Consider the following 18,962-nt stretch of genomic DNA (forward strand, 5'->3'; position numbering starts at 1 on the left):
GATTCCTTTAGGTTTTCGAAAAGCCCGCTTACTAGTTTTTATAGTCGCAATCCTTATTGGGGCAACTGCAATGTCGATTCGTCAGGTGTCACTAGAGCATTCTTCCATCGCTCAGCACTTTGATTCACAGATAGATTTCACCGCACAGGTAATAACGGATCCAAATCAAACGAGTACAGGCAAGTATTCCTTCACCGCTCGATTGCTGACATTTGATATCAACGAAGAGCATTTTACGTTGCGTGTGCCGGTTCGAATTATTTCGCAACACAAAATCGAAATACTTCCCGGTCAAACAGTTAAAGCAACAGCCCGAGTCGTGCAGACTAATGAGTCACGAGTAGGTGCCATGCTAATTGTTAATAATGATTTTGAGATATTAACTGTTGCTTCTAGGTGGGCAGCTTCCTTAGGAGCGATTAGAACGGGGTTGCGAACACATTCGGGGGAAGGTGATTCGGGAGCATTGATTCCCGGAATGGTGCTGGGTGATACATCCAAGCAATCTGCACAGTTCAAAGATCAAATGAAAAGATCTGGACTTGTGCACTTAGTTGCCGTCAGTGGTGCAAATTTTGCAATTGTTTCCAGCTTTGTTTTGTGGTGCATGCAGTTTGTGATTCGACGCAACAACTATCGAATCATTGCAACAGCAATCGCTCTTTCTTGCTTCATTGCACTGGTGCGACCATCGCCCTCGGTTTTACGCGCCGCGGCAATGGCAGCAGTTCTTTTGTCAGCGCAATCGATGAAACGAAAAACTGATGCTTTGCCAGCATTAGGTTTTGCAATCGCAGCCGTAGTACTTGGGGATCCGTGGCAATCACGTGATGCAGGATTTGCGCTCTCGGTATTGGCAACTGCGGGGCTTTTGCTATTTGCCCCAGTGATCGAAAAGCATCTTCCCACCCACAAGAGGTTAGCTGGTGCATTAGCACCACCGATTGCTGCAATCGTTTTTTGCTCACCTATTTTGGTTTCACTATCTGGCTATTTATCGCCCATAAGCATTTTTGCCAATTTGCTGGCAGCACCATTTGTTGCTCCGATAACGATTGTGGGTTTTATTGCAGCATTAGTGTCTCCTTTTGCACCAGCGCTGACATCGGGTTTGATCTACATCATTAGGGTTCCAGCTGGAGCAATAGCCGCAATTGCACATTGGAGTTCGGAATTTCCAGTGCTGACAATTCATAACGGAACAATTGGTTTTGTAATAGTTGCCTTGTTGGTCACTTTCCTATGGTTGTTTAAGAAAAGTTGGCGTCGCAGCACAGCGTTCTTGGTTCTAATTATTCTTTCCTTAACTTGGGTGCAACGTTGGCCGGCAGGAGATTGGCAAATTGCAAACTGCGATGTTGGTCAAGGCGATTCCATGGTCATCAATCTGCACCACGGTAAAGCAATCGTTATTGATGTTGGCCCTGATCCAATTGCTGAAAACAAATGTCTTCGAAATTTAGGAATTAAGGAAGTACCTCTGCTGATCTTGTCTCACTTTCACGCAGACCACGTAGGTGGTTTGTCGGGACTTGTGCAATCTCGTCGTGTTGGTCAGGTCTGGATCAGCAACAACTTAGAACCTTTACTAGAAAGCACGCATTCCTTAGCGCTATTGCAGGAAAGTGAAGTCGTCACAGTGCAAAAAGGTTTGGTGTCGCAGATAGCTGGAATTCAATTTGAAGTGTTGTGGCCTGAAAATACGACTAGAAACTTTGAGATTATGCCGGGTGAGGGTTCACAAATAAATAATTCGAGCATCGCGCTGCTTATAACAACGCCCGATTGGAACATTTTTACTGCAGGTGATCTTGAACCGCCGGCGCAGCATGCAATTTTGGGATCAGTTCGACATGTGGACATATATAAGGTGTGCCATCACGGATCCAAGTATCAGGATGAACAATTAATGAGCGCTTTGTCAGCCCAAATAGCGGTAATAAGCGTTGGAGCTAAGAATTCCTATGGCCACCCGGCACCAGAAACTATTGCGGCGTTGACTAGACTCGGCACGCAGGTAGTTCGGACAGATCTAGATGGAGCGATAGCCATCACGGCTAAAGCGCATCACCTTCGTGTTCGGAAAAGTAAGGGAACAATTAGGCTGTTCTACTGGAGCTGAAAGGGGATTGCAATGAATTCGTTGTACTTAATCCTTGGCTCTGAATCTGCTTTAGCTGATCGTGCGTTGACTAAATTAAACGCCCAGCTAAAAGAGGAAAAATCTGAAATAACTACCTTGTTTGCAGCCGACACAATTGTCGGCGATATTGCAGATGCGCTAGCCCCATCATTGTTTTCAGAACGTCGCGCTTTAATTATTCGTGACTTGCAAGATTTGCCAGAAGATAATCGCGATGAAATTACCCGCTACCTTGACCAACCTGACCCAACGACTACGGTGATCTTTGTTCACAAAGGTGGAGTCAAAGGTAAGGCACTTTTAGATGCGATCAAAAAAGTAAAGCCCGAATTAATTGCATGTGATCCGTTAAAGAAGGAAGCTGAAAAAGAGGATTTCGTTAAGTCACTATTTCTAGATTTGGGGCGCAAAGCTTCAGCGGGTGCGATTGCTGCATTAGTTGGCGCTCTTGGAAATGATCTGCGCGAACTTCAAGGAGCAGTTGGACAAATTGCAGCCGATGCACCAGCTGGATTAATTGATGAAGCAATGGTCGATACCTATCACCAAGGTCGAATTGAGACGACTGGCTTTGATGTTGCCGATGCGGCGTTAGATGGGAATTTATCGGCTGCACTTATTTCGTTGAGAAGTGCACTTGAAACAGGTACCGATCCCGTGATGATTACCAGTGCGATCGCTTCATCGCTTCGATCATTAGCCAAGGTTTCAGGTGCTAATCGCAATCAAAAATCATTTGAACTTGCAGGACAGTTAGGCATGGCCCCTTGGCAGATCGATAAGGCCAGAAGGCAGCTGAGTCGCTGGAGCCCGGCCCAAATTGCCGATGCTGTGGGGGCAATTGCCCAGGCAGATGCTGAAGTAAAGGGTGCGGCAAGTGACCCCATTTACGCCCTAGAAAAGGCTGTGACCAGGATCGTTCAATCGTAATTTGACCGCTAAGCACACGCTTGCGTACGCTTACCCTCTGCCCACGGTCCTCATTTAGGTCACGGCTTAGAAACTGAACTGGAGTAACACGTGTACGCAATCGTTAAAGCTGGCGGACGCCAGGAGAAGGTCGCAGTTGGCGACACAGTAATCGTTGATCGCATCGACGCTGCTGCTGGCTCAACTGTTTCATTCCCTGCTGTGCTCGTAGTAGATGGTGCTGCTGTTACAACAGACCCAAAGGTTTTGTCTGGCGTAAAGGTCACTGGCGAAGTTATTGAAGAGCTCAAGGGACCAAAGATTGATATTTTGCGTTACAAGAACAAGACAGGTCACCGTCGTCGCCAGGGATTCCGTGCGCAACTGACTCGTGTAAAAATTACCGCCATCAACGGCGCGAAGTAAGGGAGACGAAGTAAATGGCAAGTAAGAAGGGTGTCTCCTCGACACGAAACGGTCGCGATTCCAATCCACAGTACCTTGGCATCAAGCGTTTCGGCGGACAAGAAGTTAATGCAGGCGAAATTCTAGTTCGCCAGCGCGGAACACATTTTCACCCAGGCAAGAACGTAGGTCGCGGTAAGGATGACACTTTGTTTGCACTAGCTGCAGGCGTTGTTGAATTCGGTCGCGCTCGCGGTCGTCGCGTTGTGAATGTGGCTCCGGTAGCTTAATTTTAGGTTTCTTGTAAAAGAGCGAGCCGTAATCATGCGGCTCGCTTTTTTCATTCATCAAGGTTTTTCTACGCAAAGGGAAGGGAGTTAAGAAGTGACAACATTTGTTGATCGCGTAACTCTCTATGCCATTGCCGGAAAAGGTGGCGATGGTTGTGTTTCTGTAAAGCGCGAAAAGTTCAAGCCTCTTGGCGGACCAGATGGTGGCAATGGTGGACGTGGCGGCGATGTAATTTTGATTGTTGATCCAAGCGTTACAACCCTGCTTGATTTTCATCATTCACCTCACCGTCGGGCAACTTCAGGTCATCAAGGATATGGCGATCGCAAGGATGGACACCAAGGTGAAGATTTAATTCTTGGAGTTCCTAATGGAACTGTTATTTACGATAGCAATGGCGAACAAATCGCAGACTTAATTGGTACTGGTACAACTTTTAGTGCAGCTGCAGGTGGCTTTGGTGGACTGGGAAACATGGCGCTGTCCTCATCAAAGCGTCGCGCTCCAGGTTTTGCTTTGCTTGGCGAACCAGGTGAAGAACGCACTTTAATCCTTGAGTTAAAAAGTGTTGCAGATATTGCGCTGGTTGGCTTTCCAAGTGCTGGAAAATCATCACTGATTGCTGCTGTTTCTGCTGCGCGTCCAAAGATTGCTGATTATCCATTCACAACATTGGTTCCAAACCTTGGCGTAGTTCAAGCCGGTGAAACTCGATTTACGGTCGCAGATGTTCCTGGACTTATTCCGGGTGCATCTCAAGGCAAAGGCTTGGGCCATGAATTCCTACGTCACGTTGAACGCTGCGTTGCAATTGTGCATGTTCTAGATTGCGGAACTTTAGAAACAGATCGAAATCCAGTTGCAGATCTTGAAGCAATTGAGAATGAGTTAGCTTTGTACGGCGGACTTGAGGATCGAGTTCGCATCATTGCGCTAAACAAAATCGATTTACCCGATGGGCAAGCAATGTCAGACATGGTTGAACAAGAGTTACGCGATAAGGGTTATGAGGTTTATCCAGTATCTGCAGCATCTCGTGTAGGCCTGCAAGATCTGATCTATGCAATGGGACGTTTGGTTCAAAAGAATCGAGCAGATGCAGGTGTTGAAGAGCGCACTCGCATTATTTTGCGCCCGGTTGCTGTTGATGATTCTGGATTCTTAGTCCATGCAAATGCTGATGGCTCATTTACGATTCGCGGTAAAAAGGTAGAACGTTGGGTTCGACAAACTAACTTTAAAAATGCCGAAGCAATTGGTTATCTGGCAGATCGTCTTGCACAACTCGGAGTCGAAAAAGAGTTGTTTAAAAAAGGCGCTGTTGCAGGTAGCGAAGTGCGCATCGGAGACGGGGAGACTGAAGTAGTTTTTGATTGGGAGCCAACAATCGAAGCCGGAGCAGAGCAGCTAGCTGGCCACTTGCATCGCCGAGGTGAAGATTCACGTCTTGAATCAACATGGAATATGCCTGAGCGCGTTGAAGATATTTTGAATGAAGATGAAATCGCCAAGCAGTGGGAATACAACGTTGTTGACCCTCACACACCTAAACTTTCACCAATAATAGTTAAAGATCCAGAGGATGGAGATGACAAGTGAGCCGAGAGCAGATCACTTCTGCACAGCGCATCGTCATCAAGATTGGCTCTTCTTCCTTAACCGGTAATGCTGGGTCGGCACTTGATGCAGCTGCCGTTAATAAACTCGTTGATGTCGTTGCCGCTTGCAAAGCACGCGGGGCAGAAGTAGTTGTTGTTTCATCTGGCGCTATCGCAGCAGGACTAGCTCCACTCGGTTTAACTACTCGGCCAAAGGATCTTGCTACTCAACAGGCGGCTGCATCGGTCGGTCAGGGCTTACTCATTGCACAGTACACCCAAAGTTTTAATCGTCATTCAATAACTGCTTCTCAAGTACTACTAACTACCCAAGATGTTGTTCGCCGTTCTCATTACCAAAATGCACAACGGACCTTGTTTCGTTTGTTGCAATTAGGTGTGGTGCCAATCATTAATGAAAACGACTCTGTTGGCACAGGTGAAATTCGCTTTGGCGATAATGATCGTCTTGCGGCACTAGTTGCATTACTTATTGGTGCCGATCTATTGGTTTTGGTCTCAGACATTGACGCGCTCTATGACGCGCCTCCTTCACAAGCCGGAGCGCAGAGAATTCATGAAGTAAAAAACATTGCAGACATTGAAAATGTTGTACTTGGTGGCGCAGGAACAGCAGGTGTTGGTAGCGGAGGAATGGTTACCAAAGTTGAGGCAGCTCGTATTGCAACCTCTGCAGGAATCCCAATGTTGCTGACATCCCTAACTGATGCAGAAAAATCATTACGCGGCGAAGAACATGGAACTCACTTCCATGCCCAGACAAGCAAAACTACTTCGAGACTGCTTTGGCTTGCACATGCAACTACACCACAAGGAAAGTTAATCCTTGATGCAGGCGCAGTGACTGCAATTTTAGAACGTGGTGTTTCTCTGCTGCCAGCAGGTGTTACAGCTGTCGAGGGGGAGTTCATTGCGGGTGACGCAGTTGAATTAGTTGGTCCAACTGGAAAAGTAATTGCACGCGGTCTGGTTGCATTTGATTCTGAAGATTTACCACAGATGTTGGGGCGTTCCACAAAAGAACTTGCAGCAGCTTTGGGCGCAGAGTATGAACGTGAACTAGTTCATCGTGATGATTTGGTGTTGCTTTAGATGAGCGCGCAGACATTGATCATCACCTTAGCTGACACGGCTCGTGTTGCGGGTCGCACTTTAAGTATTGCAACTGGCGCAGAGCGCAAAGCAGCACTCGAAAGTATTGCTGATGCCATCGAAGCGCGCAGCGCTGAAATTCTTGGTGCAAATGAAAAAGATATGGAAGCTGGGCGAACTTCAGGATTGAATTCTTCTCTTCTTGATCGGCTTTTGTTAACCCCTGAGCGCATCAAGGGAATTGCCGGGGGAGCGCGCCAAGTAAGCCAACTTCCAGATCCGCTCGGTCTCACATTGCGAAAATCAACTTTGCCAAACGGAATTGAGTTAGAACAAATCTCTGTTCCATTTGGTGTTATCGGGATGGTGTACGAAGCCCGTCCAAATGTGACTGTTGATGCTGCAGTAATTTTGCTGATGTCAGGAAATGCTGCGCTTCTTCGCGGCTCATCTAGCGCTGCACACAGTAATGAGATTTTGGTTCGTGTTATGCGTGATGCTCTAGTAACAACTTCAATTTCACCAGATGTGATCCAGCTAGTTCCATCTGAAGACCGTGAAACAGTTAAAGCACTTCTAAATGCCCGAGGCAAAGTGGATTTAGTAATCCCTCGTGGAAGCGCTGCTTTGATCCGCATGGTTGTTGATGAATCAACCGTTCCAACAATTGAAACAGGCGCAGGCGTGTGCCACGTTTACATCGATGAATTTGCAGATTTATCCAAAGCGATTCCAATTATTATTAATTCAAAGGTACAGCGCCCTAGTGTCTGTAATGCCGCAGAAACACTTCTTCTTCACTCTGTGGTAGCTAATGAGTTTGGACCAGTTGCACTTAAGGCATTACATGAGGCTGGAGTTATTGTGCACTGTGATGATGCTTCTCTTGCGATTGCTAAGAGCGCTGGCATTCCAGCCACCTTGGCAACGGATGAGAACTTTTGCACCGAGTACGGAACTCTTGAAATGAATGTTGCAATTGTTGTTTCAGTTGATGCAGCAAGTGCGCACATCGCAAAGTTTGGTACTCAGCACACAGAAGCGATAATTTCTGAAAGCAAAGAGAATGTGAAGAGATTTATCGCTTTGGCAGATTGTGCAGCTGTAATGGTCAATACATCCACCAGATTTACAGATGGCGAGCAGATGGGATTTGGGGCGGAAATCGGTATCTCAAATCAGAAATTGCATGCCCGTGGCCCAATGGGACTTGAAGCGATGACCACCACCACTTGGATAGTTACTGGAAATGGGCAAATTCGCAGTTAGGCTGCAATTTAATTAGACTCAACCCATGAGCAGCCTTTCACGCGATGATGTCGCCAAGCTTGCCGGCCTAGCCCGCATTGAAATGAGCGAAGAAGAGTTAGTCAATCTCTCAAATGAGTTCACAGTTATTTTGGATGCCGTTGCCCGAGTTCAGGAAGTTGCCGGAGCAGATGTTGAAGCAACCTCGCACCCATTGCCACTTCGCAATGTATTTCGTCCAGATGTAGTGGTGCCAAGTCTTACTCCTGAAGAAGCTCTTTCAGGTGCACCAGCGCAGGAGGAACAACGTTTCCGTGTTCCACAGATTCTGGGTGAAGAATGATTCGTAACTCAGCATCAGACATGGCAGCAAAACTTGCCGCTGGAGAAATGACGTCGGTTGCTTTAACGCAGGCACACCTAGATCGAATTTCGGCAGTTGATACTGATGTTCATGCATTCCTTCATGTTGATACCGAAGGTGCATTAGCGCAAGCAGCAGCAGTTGATGCAAAGCGCGCAAAGGGTGAAAAGTTGTCACCACTTGCAGGAGTTCCACTTGCACTTAAAGATGTTATGGCGCAAAAAGGTATTCCTACAACGTGTGGTTCGAAGATTCTTGAAGGCTGGCGTCCACCGTATGACTCAACGGTTGTTGCAAATCTAAAGAAGAATGACATTGTTATTTTGGGCAAAACTAATATGGATGAGTTTGCAATGGGTTCATCAACTGAAAACTCTGCATATGGTCCAACCCATAACCCTTGGGATTTAACGCGTATTCCTGGTGGGTCAGGTGGCGGATCATCGGCGGCGTTGGCTGCATTTGAAGCTCCGCTTGCAATCGGAACAGATACTGGTGGATCTATTCGCCAACCTGCAGCTGTTACCGGAACTGTTGGGGTTAAACCAACGTACGGCGGAGTTTCTCGTTATGGCTTGGTAGCTTTTTCTTCTTCTCTTGATCAAGCAGGACCATGTGCACGCACAGTTTTAGATGCAGCCCTACTGCATGAAGCAATCGCTGGGCATGATCCAAAGGATGCAACAAGTATTAATGCGCCAGTTCCGCAAGTAGTTGCTGCTGCGAAATCTGGCGATGTAAAGGGAATGAGAATCGGTGTTGTTAAAGAACTCAATGGTGATGGTTATCAGCCAGGAGTACGCGCCCGCTTTGAAGAATCTCTGGAATTGTTAGCAAAAGCTGGGGCAGAGATCGTTGAAGTATCAGCACCTAACTTTGAATACGCTCTTGCCGCTTATTACTTAATTGCACCATCTGAATGTTCTTCAAACTTAGCTCGCTTTGATGCAATGCGTTATGGCTTGCGCGTAGGAGATGTTGATGGAGCTTCAGCTGAATCGGTTATGAATTTAACCCGTGAAGTTGGCTTTGGCAAAGAGGTAAAGCGTCGCATCATCTTGGGAACCTATGCTTTATCTTCTGGTTATTACGATGCTTATTACGGAAGTGCGCAAAAGGTGCGCACGCTTATCACTCAAGATTTCACAAAAGCTTTTGAAAAAGCAGATGTATTGGTTTCTCCAACATGTCCAACAACAGCATTTAAAATTGGCGAAAAGGCTAACGATCCACTGGCAATGTACTTAAATGACATTGCAACAATTCCAGTAAACATGGCAGGCATTGGCGGAATGTCATTGCCATCAGGTTTGGCCGATGAAGATGGATTACCTGTTGGTTTCCAAATCATGTCTCCTGTTATGAAAGATGAGCGCATGTACTCTGTTGGGGCAGCGCTAGAAGCAGCGCTGCTTTCCAAGTGGGGCGCTCCATTGCTGGATAAGGCACCAATCATGGGAGGTGCCAAATGACGCTTTCTTATGATGATGTAGTTGCTAAGTACGAACCAGTATTGGGTCTTGAGGTTCACGTTGAACTGAATACAAATTCAAAGATGTTTTGCGGTTGCAGCACAATCTTTGGCGCAGAACCAAATACACAGACCTGTCCTGTTTGTTTAGCTTTACCCGGCGCATTGCCTGTAGTCAATGAAAAGGCGATTGAATCAACGATAAAAATCGGCCTTGCACTCAACTGTTCAATTGCGCCATTTTCTCGTTTTGCTCGCAAGAACTACTTCTATCCAGATATGCCAAAGAATTTTCAGATCTCTCAGTACGACGAGCCAATCTGTGTTGATGGCTATGTCGATGTCGAAATCGAAACCGATGAAGGACCAAAGAAGTTTCGTGTTGAAGTAGAACGTGTACACATGGAAGAGGACACCGGAAAGTCACTGCACGTTGGTGGAGCAACCGGACGCATCCATGGTGCCGAATACTCATTACTGGATTACAACCGTGCTGGAATTCCTTTAGTTGAAATTGTTACCAAGATTATTCCTGGTACAGGAAAGTACGCACCAGAGGTAGCAAAGGCATACGTTGCCGAACTTCGTGACATCCTGCGCTCATTGGGCGTCAGTGATGTAAAGATGGAGCAAGGCTCACTTCGTTGCGATGCCAACGTGTCATTGCGATTAATTGGTGCTGAAAAACTTGGCACACGTAGTGAAACTAAAAATGTGAACTCACTTCGATCCGTAGAGCGGGCAATTCGCGGTGAAATGATTCGCCATGCAGAGTTGCTAAATGCAGGAGGACGAGTAGTTCAAGAAACTCGTCACTTCCAAGAAGACACGGGACTTACTCGCTCTGGTCGTTCAAAAGAACAAGCAGAGGATTACCGTTACTTCCCAGAGCCAGATTTGGTACCTGTTCAACCAGATGCTGCATGGATTGAAACACTGCGTGCCGCATTGCCGGAGCGTTCATCAATTCGTCGCAAGCGCTTGCAAGAAGCTTGGGCTGTTCCTGACAAGGAAATGGCAGCCATGGTTAATGCTGACGTGTTAGATATTGTTGAAGCGACAGTGTTACTTGGTGCAGATCCAACAAAATCTCGTACTTGGTGGCTCGGAGAAATTTCACGCATTGCAAACGATAAGGATGTTGCGATTGCAGATCTAGCAATTACTCCAGCCGATGTGGCTGAAATCGTGGCACTTGTTAACGCAGGTGAATTAACCGACAAGCTTGCTCGTCAAGTTGTTGAAGGTGTAATTGCTGGTGAAGGAAAACCTTCAGAAGTTGTTGCACAGCGTGGAATTAAAGTTGTAAATGATGATGGCGCATTGATGTCTGCAATCCAAAAGGTTTGCGCGGAGCAATCAGAGACAGCAGAGAAAGTTCGTAACGGACATTTGCCTGCAGCTGGAGCGTTAATTGGCGCTGTAATGAAAGAGACAAAGGGTCAAGCAGATGCTGCCAAAGTTCGTTCGCTCCTCTTAACCCACCTTGGACAATCAGAAGGCTAGACTTAGCAAATGCCTACTATGAAACCTCGTTCTGGTGTCGTTACCGATGGACTAGAAAGAGCTCCTGCGCGAGGAATGTTGCGCGCAGTTGGAATGGGCGATGCAGATTGGGTAAAGCCACAAATTGGTATTGCCTCATCATGGAATGAAATCACACCATGTAATTTGTCTCTTGATCGTTTAGCTAAGGCTTCTAAGCAAGGCGTCATTGATGCCGGCGGATTCCCAATGCAATTCGGAACTATTTCAGTTTCTGATGGAATTTCTATGGGCCATGAAGGTATGCATTTTTCTTTAGTATCGCGTGAAGTAATTGCAGACTCAGTCGAATGTGTTATGCAAGCAGAACGTCTAGATGGAATGGTTACCTTTGCTGGATGTGACAAATCTTTGCCTGGCATGATGATGGCGGCGGCACGTATCGATGTGGCAAGTGTTTTTGTTTATGCTGGTTCTACATTGCCTGGCCAAGTAGATGGTAAAGATGTAACAATCATTGATGCTTTTGAAGCAGTTGGCGCATGTGCTCGAGGGCTCATTACAAAAGAGCGTGTGGATGAAATTGAACGCGCAATCTGTCCAGGAGAAGGTGCCTGTGGAGGTATGTACACCGCAAATACAATGGCCAGTATTGGTGAAGCCATTGGGCTTTCTTTACCAGGATCTGCTGCACCTCCTGCTGTAGATCGCCGTCGCGATACTTATGCAATTGCATCTGGCGCAGCTGTCGTAGAACTTATTCGCCAAGGAATTACTACTCGCGATGTTTTGACTAAGCCTGCCTTTGAAAATGCAATCACAATTTTGATGGCTTTGGGTGGTTCTACCAACGCCGTTCTGCACTTGTTAGCAATTGCTAATGAAGCACATGTAGATCTATCTCTGGATGATTTCCACCGAATAGGTTCGAAGGTTCCTTTGCTTGGCGATCTCAAGCCATTTGGACAATTCGTAATGAGCGATGTCGACAAGGTTGGCGGAATTCCCGTTGTTCTTAAGGGCCTATTAGATGCTGGGTTATTGCACGGCGATGTTTTAACAGTTACCGGTAAGACGATGGCTGAAAATTTAAAGGAGATCAACCCACCAGATCCAGATGGACAAATTTTGAAAGCAGTTTCGGCACCAATATCTACAGATATTGGAATCACAATTCTGGGTGGCACTCTTGCAACCGAGGGTGCAGTATGTAAAACAGCAGGCATCGGAATTGAAAGTTTTGAAGGACCTGCTTGTGTATTTGAACGTGAACAAGCAGCGATGGAAGCGCTTGAGAATGGTTCAATAACAGCCGGTGATGTAGTCGTGATTCGTTATGAAGGTCCAAAGGGTGGACCGGGCATGCGCGAGATGTTAATGATCACTGGTGCCATTAAAGGTGCAGGCCTTGGCAAGTCAACATTGCTGTTAACAGATGGTCGATTCTCTGGTGGGTCAACAGGTTTGTGCGTTGGCCACGTTGCACCAGAAGCTGTTGACGGGGGACCAATCGCATTTATTAAAGATGGCGATATGGTGCGCATCGACATCAAAAATCGCACATTAGATTTATTAGTAGATGCCGCTGAACTCGAGGCCCGCAAAGTGGGCTGGACACCGCTGACACATAAATACACTCAAGGTGTTTTAGCCAAGTATTCGAAGTTGGTTCAGTCCGCATCGAAGGGTGCGATCTGTCAGTAGTGCTTTCACATCTGGTCCAATATTCCAAAATGTGAGATCTGCATCTCAACCCTTGACGTTGAGCCTGCTTCATTGGAGAATAAGCCCATGAGCACAACAGTTGTGGTGGTGATTTAAAGGCGCGTGATCGATTTGTGATCAGGCGCCACCCTCAGTTATCTGGGGGTTTTTTCATTTCACATACAAACAGGGTGTATTCAAGAAAAGACTAAAAGGAAGGGAGATGGATATGAGCAAGAAGATGAGTGGAGCAAAATCACTCGTGCAATCTTTGGAGTCTGCCGGCGTCGATGTGATGTTCGGAATTCCAGGTGGTGCGATTCTTCCTGCCTACGATCCAATCTTTGACAGCAGCATTCGCCACATCTTGGTGCGCCACGAACAAGGCGCTGGCCACGCTGCAACCGGTTATGCCCAAGTAACGGGTCGTGTTGGAGTTTGTATAGCAACATCTGGTCCTGGTGCAACAAATCTTGTTACGCCACTTGCAGATGCAGCCATGGATTCTGTGCCACTCGTTGCAATTACTGGTCAAGTTCCTTCAGCAGCAATCGGTACGGATGCATTTCAAGAAGCTGATATTCGTGGCATAACAATGCCGTTTACCAAGCACAATTATTTGATCACCGATCCACAAGATATTCCACGCGCGATTGCCGAAGCATTTTATATCGCTTCATCTGGTCGCCCAGGTCCAGTTCTTGTTGATATCGCAAAAGATGCATTGCAAAAGGAAACTGATTTTGTGTGGCCAAAGGATTTATCCCTACCTGGCTACCATCCACAAATTGAACCTGAAAATCAGGCGATCAAAGATGCAGCTGCATTAATCGCACAATCTTCAAAGCCAGTTTTCTACGTGGGCGGTGGAGTAATCAAGGCGAATGCTTCAAAAGAATTGATGCAACTTGCTGAATTAGTTGGCGCGCCAGTTGTTACTACTTTGATGGCCTTGGGATCTTTTCCTGATAGCCACCCTCAACACTATGGAATGCCAGGCATGCACGGAACTGTTGGCGCAGTAACCGCGCTACAAAAAGCTGATCTGTTAATTACTTTGGGTGCGCGTTTTGATGATCGTGTTACTGGAAAACTCTCAACCTTTGCTGTTAACGCAAAGGTAATTCACGCAGATATTGACCCAGCTGAAATCGGTAAGAATCGTTTTGCAGATGTTCCAGTTGTTGGCGATCTCAAGCACACAATCGCCGCACTTATTCCGGCAATAAAGGCTGAGTTTGCAAAGGGGCGCGCAGATCTTGCTCCGTGGCTAGCTGCAATGAACAAACTACGTGCGACATATCCACTGGGCTATGACACTCCTAAAGATGGATCTTTGTCACCGCAATATGTAATTGAGCGCTTGAGCGCAATCACAGGCCCGGAAGCAATTTATGTTGCTGGCGTTGGTCAGCATCAAATGTGGGCGGCACAATTTGTTAAGTATGAAAATCCGCGAACATGGTTGAACTCAGGCGGACTTGGCACGATGGGGTACGCAGTTCCTGCTGCAATGGGTGCAAAAGTTGGCGCGCCTGACACAACGGTGTGGGCAATTGATGGCGATGGATGTTTCCAGATGACAAATCAAGAGCTTGTTACTTGTGCGCTGAACAATATTCCAATCAAGGTTGCGATAATTAATAATGAATCTCTTGGAATGGTGCGCCAATGGCAGACATTGTTCTATGAAGGTCGTTATTCAAATACAAACCTGGAATCAAAGCGAATCCCAGATTTTGTAAAGCTTGCAGATGCAATGGGTTGCGTTGGGTTAACTTGTGATCGCCCAGAAGATGTTGATGCAATTATCAAGAAGGCTAACTCGATCAATGATCAACCTGTAGTTGTTGACTTCCGAGTCTTCCGCGATGCAATGGTGTGGCCAATGGTTGCTGCTGGAACTTCAAATGATGACATTAAAATCGCGCGTGAAATAGCGCCTGACTGGGATTCACAGGAGCTCTAATGAGTACACACACGCTGTCAGTCTTAGTTGAAAACTCACCAGGTGTTCTTGCACGTGTTGCTGGACTCTTCTCTCGTCGTGCCTACAACATCGATTCTCTTGCTGTAGGTCCAACTGAGAATCCAGATATTTCACGAATGACAATCGTTATCAATGTGGAAAGCCACTCATTAGAGCAAGTGATTCGGCAATTGGATAAATTAGTAAACGTCATCCATATTGCAGAATTAAAGTTGGAAGATTCTGTTCAAGCAGAACTCCTCTTAGTGAAAATTTCGGCCTCACCTAAGAATAAGTTTGATGTTGAAGCGGTGCTGGAAACCTATAGCGCAACAATCGTTGATGAGGATTCTGACTCGGTGACAATCGAGGCCACCGGAGATGCGGCCAAGATCAGTGACCTACTTAACGCTTTAGAGCGTTTTGGTATCCGCGAACTGGCTCAATCAGGCTTAGTCGCGATCGAACGTGGCGGCGGCTCTCTGGCAGACCGTACCCTTAGCACTCAAAGCATTCCTACCGCTGACAGCGGTCAGGCTGATTATCAAAACTAATAACGACCAAACATAAAAAGGCGAATGGAGAAATACCGTGGCAGCAACGATGTATCACGAAGAGGATGCTGATCTTTCAATCATCCAGGGTCGCAAAGTCGCGATCATCGGTTACGGATCACAAGGACATGCTCACGCGCTTAATTTGCGCGACAGTGGCGTAGATGTTCGCGTTGGATTAAAAGATGGTTCTCCATCTCGTGCAAAAGCAGAGGCTGAAGGCCTTCGCGTTGTCAGCGTTGCTGAAGCCGTTAAAGAATCAACGGTCATCATGATTTTGGCACCAGATCATTTACAGCGTCACATTTACACAGATTCAATTTTGCCAAACCTTAAAGATGGCGATGCTTTGTTCTTTGGACATGGTTTTAACATTCGCTTCGGTTACATCAAGCCTTCAGCATCAGTTGATGTCTGCATGGTTGCACCAAAGGGTCCAGGACACTTGGTTCGCCGTGAATACGCAGCAGGTCGTGGAGTTCCGGTAATTGTTGCGGTTGAACAAGATTCAACCGGCAGCGCCTGGCCATTGACGCTTTCATATGCAAAGGCAATTGGCGGACTCCGCGCAGGGGGAATCCTTACAACATTTACTGAAGAGACAGAAACTGATCTATTTGGTGAGCAATCAGTTCTTTGTGGTGGCGCATCACAACTAGTTATGTATGGTTTCGAAGTACTTACTGAAGCTGGTTACCAGCCAGAGGTTGCATACTTCGAGTGCTTACATGAACTTAAGTTGATTGTTGATCTTATGTACGAAGGTGGAATTGCAAAGCAGCGCTGGTCAGTTTCTGACACGGCTGAATTCGGTGATTATGTTTCTGGTCCTCGTGTTATTGATCCACGTGTAAAGGAAAACATGAAGGCAGTCCTTGCTGACATCCAGAGCGGTGTCTTTGCAAAGCGCTTCATTGATGATCAAGAAGCCGGCGGAACTGAATTTAAGACACTTCGCGCAAAGGGCGAAACACATCCAATCGAGGCTGTTGGCCGCGAACTTCGCAAGATGTTTTCATGGATGAAGCAGTCAAAGGGCGACGATTACAAAGAAGGTAGCGCAGCGCGTGGCTAAACCTATTGTTTTAATCGCTGAAGAACTCAGCCCGGCAACGCTTGAAGCACTAGGTCCTGATTTTGAAGTTGTTAACTGTGATGGTGCAAACCGCGCAGAACTTCTCGCAGCACTTGGTAAAGGTGTTGACGCAGTATTGATCCGTTCTGCAACCAAGATGGATGCAGAAGCGATTGCTGCAGCCAAAGGACTGAAAGTAATCGCTCGCGCAGGTGTTGGTCTTGATAACGTAGATATTCCTGCAGCTACTGCAGCCGGTGTCATGGTTGTTAATGCACCCACATCAAACATCGTCTCAGCTGCTGAATTGGCAATCTCATTGCTGATGGCATCTGCGCGATTCATTTCTCCAGCACACGCAGCTTTGCGTAATGGAAAGTGGGCGCGTTCAAAGTACACGGGTGCAGAAATTTTCGAAAAGACACTTGGAATTGTTGGCTTTGGTCGCATTGGTCAATTAGTTGCACACCGCATGCAGGCATTTGGAATGGATGTAGTTGCCTACGATCCATATCTACAGCCAGCACGCGCGGCACAACTTGGTGTGCGTCTTGTCGAACTTGATGAGCTGCTAAAGATTTCAGATTTCATCACAATTCACCTTCCAAAGACAAAAGAGACTGCAAACCTAATCGGCGTCGATGCACTTAAGAAGGTCAAGCCTTCTGTTCGCATCATCAACGCTGCTCGTGGTGGCGTACTTGATGAGGCTGCATTATTTGATGCGCTCACCGAAGGTCGCGTTGCAGGAGCCGGTCTTGATGTTTTCTCAACAGAACCATGCACAGACTCACCACTATTTACATTAGATCAAGTTGTTGCAACACCTCACTTAGGCGCATCTACAGATGAAGCACAAGAGCGTGCAGGTATTGCAGTTGCTGTTTCAGTGCGTAAAGCATTAGCTGGTGAACTTGTTCCTGATGCAGTTAACGTTAAAGGTGGAGCTATTCACGAAGAAATTCGTCCAAGCTTGCCATTGGTCGAAAAAATGGCTCAGATTGCTACGGCAATCGCAGGTGAAGCTCCAGTCAGTATGGACTTAACTGTCAGAGGCGATATTTCTGGCCATGACTCATCAATCCTTGCAACAAGTGCGCTTAAGGGCGCATTGCTTGCATGTGGAGTTTCAGATGTCACCTACGTTAATGCTCCAGCACTTGCTGCAGAGCGCGGCGTAACTTCTGTTGTTACAACAGATCCTGAGAGCCCTGAATATCGCAGCATGATTTCTCTTCGCGCAGCACTTGCCGATGGCAAGATTGTTACCGTTGATGGAACCTTGATGGGTATTCGTAAAGTAGAAAAAATCATCGCAATTGATGGGTTTGATCTTGATCTTCCACCAACTGAAAATCTTTTATTCCTTCGTTACTCAGACAAGCCAGGAGTTGTTGGCGCTGTTGGTAATGCACTTGGAAAAGCCGGTATCAACATTGCAGGTATGCAGGTTGCGCGTAGCGCAGCTGGCGGAAATGCATTGATGGCGATCACTGTCGACTCACTTATAAGTGATGAAATTACTGCTTCAGTTAAGAAGGAAACAGGAGCCGAACTTGTTCGCTCCGTAACTTTGGTGGGGCAGAGTTAACTATCTATGACAACAATTAATTTGGCAGTAATTGCAGGCGATGGAATCGGCCCTGAGGTTGTACAAGAAGGCCTCAAGGTTCTAGATGTTGTTGCAAAGAAGTATGGGGTTGAATTCAAAAAGACTTCATATGATCTTGGTGCAGCGTTTTGGCATCGCACCGGTGAAGTTTTGCCGGATGCAACTCTGGCAGAGCTAGCAAAGGCAGATGTCATCTTGCTTGGCGCGGTTGGAGATCCAACAGTTCCAAGCGGTGTTCTAGAGCGTGGACTATTACTAAAGCTTCGCTTTGCCTTTGATCACTACATCAATCTGCGTCCCGCGCGATTAATGCCAGGTGTCACAGGCCCTCTTGCAACCAAAGCTCCTATTGATTTTATTGTTGTTCGTGAAGGCACAGAAGGCCCATATGTTGGTGCCGGTGGTGTTTTAGCTGAAGGAACAGATGCTGAAATTGCTACCGAAGAGAGTTTAAATACCCGACGTGGCGCAGAACGTGTCATTCGTGATGCTTTTGAGCGCGCGTCAAAGCGTGAGCGCAAGAAGTTAACTCTCGTGCACAAGAACAATGTTCTTACACGCGCAGGTGGTTTGTGGACTCGAACATTTAATGAAGTCGCTAAGGAATATCCAGCTATAACAACAGATTACTTACATGTTGATGCTGCATCTATGTTCTTTGTGACTAATCCAGATCGTTTTGATGTTGTTGTTACAGACAACTTATTTGGAGACATTTTGACCGATATCGCTGCAGCAATTTGTGGTGGCATTGGGCTGGCTGCATCTGGAAACATCAATCCAACGGGCAAGTTCCCGTCAATGTTTGAGCCTGTCCATGGTTCAGCACCAGATATCGCCGGTAAGAACCTGGCTGATCCAACCGCAACTGTTATGTCAGTTGCCATGATGCTTGATCACCTTGGGTTTGCAGAGGCTGCACGCGATGTAGAACGTGTTGTTGCGGCCGATCTCTTAACTCGCGGAGATAAAAAGCGCAGCACAACTGAAGTAGGAGATGCGCTAGCAAGCGCTCTGTAAT

16 protein-coding genes are annotated in these 18,962 nt (G+C 46.7%); all 16 read left to right on the forward strand.

Annotated elements, in window-relative coordinates:
- Positions 1-70 precede the first annotated feature (70 nt).
- The 16 genes from AC9UGD_RS00205 to AC9UGD_RS00280 all read left to right on the forward strand — a co-directional run bounded on the left by AC9UGD_RS00205 (position 71) and on the right by AC9UGD_RS00280 (position 18,961).
- Positions 71-2,122, forward strand: a complete 2,052-nt coding sequence (locus AC9UGD_RS00205) for a ComEC/Rec2 family competence protein (RefSeq protein WP_509568027.1) — start codon at positions 71-73, stop codon at positions 2,120-2,122.
- A 12-nt stretch (positions 2,123-2,134) separates the two neighbouring features.
- The gene (holA, locus tag AC9UGD_RS00210) at positions 2,135-3,073 is read left to right on the forward strand and encodes a DNA polymerase III subunit delta (RefSeq protein WP_509568029.1); all 939 of its coding nucleotides are present in this window, start codon (positions 2,135-2,137) and stop codon (positions 3,071-3,073) included.
- 90 nt (positions 3,074-3,163) lie between these two features.
- Positions 3,164-3,478, forward strand: coding sequence for a 50S ribosomal protein L21 (rplU, locus tag AC9UGD_RS00215; RefSeq protein ID WP_509568031.1), 315 nt, complete (start codon positions 3,164-3,166; stop codon positions 3,476-3,478).
- 14 nt (positions 3,479-3,492) lie between these two features.
- Positions 3,493-3,747, forward strand: a complete 255-nt coding sequence (gene rpmA / locus AC9UGD_RS00220; RefSeq protein ID WP_445821026.1) for a 50S ribosomal protein L27 — start codon at positions 3,493-3,495, stop codon at positions 3,745-3,747.
- Positions 3,748-3,841: 94 nt separating this feature from the next.
- Positions 3,842-5,347, forward strand: coding sequence for a GTPase ObgE (gene obgE, locus AC9UGD_RS00225; protein WP_509568033.1), 1,506 nt, complete (start codon positions 3,842-3,844; stop codon positions 5,345-5,347).
- Positions 5,344-6,459, forward strand: a complete 1,116-nt coding sequence (proB, locus tag AC9UGD_RS00230) for a glutamate 5-kinase (RefSeq protein ID WP_509568035.1) — start codon at positions 5,344-5,346, stop codon at positions 6,457-6,459. Before obgE ends, proB begins: the two co-directional genes overlap by 4 nt.
- Complete coding sequence (locus tag AC9UGD_RS00235) at positions 6,460-7,728, forward strand: glutamate-5-semialdehyde dehydrogenase (RefSeq protein WP_509568037.1); 1,269 nt, start codon at positions 6,460-6,462, stop codon at positions 7,726-7,728.
- A 25-nt stretch (positions 7,729-7,753) separates the two neighbouring features.
- Entirely contained in the window at positions 7,754-8,050 is a 297-nt protein-coding gene (gene gatC, locus AC9UGD_RS00240) for an Asp-tRNA(Asn)/Glu-tRNA(Gln) amidotransferase subunit GatC (RefSeq protein WP_509568039.1), read from the forward strand.
- Complete coding sequence (gene gatA / locus AC9UGD_RS00245) at positions 8,047-9,543, forward strand: Asp-tRNA(Asn)/Glu-tRNA(Gln) amidotransferase subunit GatA (protein ID WP_509568041.1); 1,497 nt, start codon at positions 8,047-8,049, stop codon at positions 9,541-9,543. The genes gatC and gatA overlap by 4 nt, the downstream gene beginning before the upstream one ends.
- Positions 9,540-11,048: an Asp-tRNA(Asn)/Glu-tRNA(Gln) amidotransferase subunit GatB gene (gatB, locus tag AC9UGD_RS00250; protein ID WP_509568043.1), complete on the forward strand. Its 1,509-nt coding sequence runs from the start codon at positions 9,540-9,542 to the stop codon at positions 11,046-11,048. Before gatA ends, gatB begins: the two co-directional genes overlap by 4 nt.
- Positions 11,049-11,057: 9 nt before the next feature.
- On the forward strand, positions 11,058-12,731 hold the full coding sequence (ilvD, locus tag AC9UGD_RS00255) for a dihydroxy-acid dehydratase (protein WP_509568045.1): 1,674 nt from the start codon (positions 11,058-11,060) through the stop codon (positions 12,729-12,731).
- Between the two features lie 229 nt (positions 12,732-12,960).
- Positions 12,961-14,700, forward strand: coding sequence for an acetolactate synthase large subunit (locus AC9UGD_RS00260; protein WP_509568047.1), 1,740 nt, complete (start codon positions 12,961-12,963; stop codon positions 14,698-14,700).
- The gene (ilvN, locus tag AC9UGD_RS00265) at positions 14,700-15,254 is read left to right on the forward strand and encodes an acetolactate synthase small subunit (RefSeq protein ID WP_509568049.1); all 555 of its coding nucleotides are present in this window, start codon (positions 14,700-14,702) and stop codon (positions 15,252-15,254) included. Before AC9UGD_RS00260 ends, ilvN begins: the two co-directional genes overlap by 1 nt.
- A gap of 49 nt (positions 15,255-15,303) precedes the next feature.
- Positions 15,304-16,329, forward strand: coding sequence for a ketol-acid reductoisomerase (gene ilvC, locus AC9UGD_RS00270; protein ID WP_509568575.1), 1,026 nt, complete (start codon positions 15,304-15,306; stop codon positions 16,327-16,329).
- On the forward strand, positions 16,322-17,920 hold the full coding sequence (serA, locus tag AC9UGD_RS00275; protein ID WP_509568051.1) for a phosphoglycerate dehydrogenase: 1,599 nt from the start codon (positions 16,322-16,324) through the stop codon (positions 17,918-17,920). Before ilvC ends, serA begins: the two co-directional genes overlap by 8 nt.
- Before the next feature lie 6 nt (positions 17,921-17,926).
- Complete coding sequence (locus tag AC9UGD_RS00280; protein WP_509568053.1) at positions 17,927-18,961, forward strand: 3-isopropylmalate dehydrogenase; 1,035 nt, start codon at positions 17,927-17,929, stop codon at positions 18,959-18,961.
- The last annotated feature ends 1 nt before the right edge of the window (position 18,962 follow it).

The organism is Candidatus Planktophila sp. (assembly GCF_044232745.1).
GTDB lineage: Bacteria > Actinomycetota > Actinomycetes > Nanopelagicales > Nanopelagicaceae > Planktophila.

Bases quoted from the DNA above. Each gene is read 5' to 3' on its own strand.
- AC9UGD_RS00205 (WP_509568027.1), top strand. From the start codon at position 71: ATGTCGATTCGTCAGGTGTCACTAGAGCATTCTTCCATCGCTCAGCAC.
- holA (WP_509568029.1), top strand. From the start codon at position 2,135: ATGAATTCGTTGTACTTAATCCTTGGCTCTGAATCTGCTTTAGCTGAT.
- rpmA (WP_445821026.1), top strand. From the start codon at position 3,493: ATGGCAAGTAAGAAGGGTGTCTCCTCGACACGAAACGGTCGCGATTCC.
- AC9UGD_RS00235 (WP_509568037.1), top strand. From the start codon at position 6,460: ATGAGCGCGCAGACATTGATCATCACCTTAGCTGACACGGCTCGTGTT.
- gatC (WP_509568039.1), top strand. From the start codon at position 7,754: ATGAGCAGCCTTTCACGCGATGATGTCGCCAAGCTTGCCGGCCTAGCC.
- gatA (WP_509568041.1), top strand. From the start codon at position 8,047: ATGATTCGTAACTCAGCATCAGACATGGCAGCAAAACTTGCCGCTGGA.
- gatB (WP_509568043.1), top strand. From the start codon at position 9,540: ATGACGCTTTCTTATGATGATGTAGTTGCTAAGTACGAACCAGTATTG.
- ilvD (WP_509568045.1), top strand. From the start codon at position 11,058: ATGCCTACTATGAAACCTCGTTCTGGTGTCGTTACCGATGGACTAGAA.
- AC9UGD_RS00260 (WP_509568047.1), top strand. From the start codon at position 12,961: ATGAGCAAGAAGATGAGTGGAGCAAAATCACTCGTGCAATCTTTGGAG.
- ilvN (WP_509568049.1), top strand. From the start codon at position 14,700: ATGAGTACACACACGCTGTCAGTCTTAGTTGAAAACTCACCAGGTGTT.
- ilvC (WP_509568575.1), top strand. From the start codon at position 15,304: ATGTATCACGAAGAGGATGCTGATCTTTCAATCATCCAGGGTCGCAAA.
- AC9UGD_RS00280 (WP_509568053.1), top strand. From the start codon at position 17,927: ATGACAACAATTAATTTGGCAGTAATTGCAGGCGATGGAATCGGCCCT.